Origin of the sequence: Streptococcus sp. A11 (assembly GCF_043674225.1) — a bacterium.
Taxonomy (GTDB): domain Bacteria; phylum Bacillota; class Bacilli; order Lactobacillales; family Streptococcaceae; genus Streptococcus; species Streptococcus suis_V.
In genome coordinates this window covers 1-1,347 of record NZ_JBIMJS010000036.1, presented here as the reverse complement: position 1 = coordinate 1,347, position 1,347 = coordinate 1, and the positions used below count along the sequence as shown (strand labels likewise).

Here is a 1,347-nt window from a genome sequence, read left to right as displayed (position 1 = left end):
AGAACAGACAGCTGAACCAGTTGAAACAGCTGTTTTTTGGCTAGGTTGGGGTGGCTAACTTCATTATAGAACTTTCGAAACCCGCGTTGTAAAATGAAGTGCAACAAAAAAGACATGTTCGTCTGATATACTAGAATTCCCCAACTCAGTATAGCAAGCAGATGAACATGTCCAACACTCATTCTACCAGAAACTCATCCTATTCTCATCTCTCAGCCACAGAACGTGGTGAAATTGCAGCTTATCTTAAAATGGGAAAGAAACCAATTGAAATCGCTCGGCTTCTGGGTCGTCACCGGTCTACAATCTGTCGAGAAATCAAACGTGGTTCAGTAGATCAGGTACAGGATAAAAATGGGAAACGAACTTATTTCAGCGCCTATTTCGCTGATAGTGGACAACGTGTATATGAGACCAATCGCCGAAAGTGTTCTTATCTCAAGTTGAATGATTGCTCCGCTAGGTTCATTGAACAATTAGGAGATGCCTTGAAGGCTAACGTTCGTCTCCATAGCGTAGATAGTTTTGTTCAGACTTATAAAGCAAGCCATTCTGAAGAAGTCGTACCCTCTACCAAAACGATTTATCGTTATATCAAAGAGGGGCTGTTAGCTATTAAACCAATCGATCTGCCTAAGATGGTTAGTATCAGAAAACGTTCTAAGAAAGTCACGAAGATGAATCGGAAGACTTTAGGTAAGTCTATCGAAGAGCGTCCAGAGTGTATCAATGACCGTTCTGAATTTGGGCATTGGGAGATTGATTTAGTTCTTGGCAAGAAAACCAAAGGTGAAGCAGTTATTTTGACATTGGTAGAGCGCCAGACACGCTATGCACTGGGCGTTAAGCTAGAAGACAAACAGTCCCACACCATTAATAGTGCTGTAAGGCATCTCACCAGTCTGTATCCTATTGCATCCATCACAGCAGATAATGGTGCGGAGTTTAGTTTACTCTCAGACCTGGAAGCCGTTGATGTTTACTTTGCACATCCTTATTCTTCACATGAGAGAGGAACAAACGAGAACTTCAATGGTCTCCTCAGAGAATATATCCCTAAAGGAGTCTCACTTAATTCACTAACCTCTGAAGAACTGGACAAGTATATCACTGCCATCAATGAGCGCCCCAGACGACTTCTTCAATATCAATCCTCGAAATTTCTGTTTGGGCTAGCCCAGACAGCTTAACCTCTGGATCTCTAGTTACCAATGAACTTGTTGCACTTGACTTGACAAATTGGGATAGATAATTTTTTCAAAAAAATTTTAAAAATGTACCTTTGTCAATGATGTGAGACCAAAAAGGTGATTTTGAAGTTATCCATTTGTTAAGCTTTACTAGGAG

1 protein-coding gene is annotated in these 1,347 nt (G+C 40.9%); it reads left to right on the top strand.

What is annotated here, in order from left to right:
- Positions 1 to 167 precede the first annotated feature (167 nt).
- Positions 168 to 1,190 carry an IS30 family transposase gene (locus tag ACHBIF_RS11335; protein ID WP_162841140.1) on the top strand — a complete coding sequence of 341 codons (1,023 nt, stop codon included), beginning with the start codon at positions 168 to 170 and terminating at the stop codon, positions 1,188 to 1,190.
- Positions 1,191 to 1,347 lie beyond the last annotated feature (157 nt).

What these genes read in the sequence shown, in the direction of transcription:
- ACHBIF_RS11335 (WP_162841140.1), top strand. Translation starts at nt 168, where the DNA reads ATGTCCAACACTCATTCTACCAGAAACTCATCCTATTCTCATCTCTCA.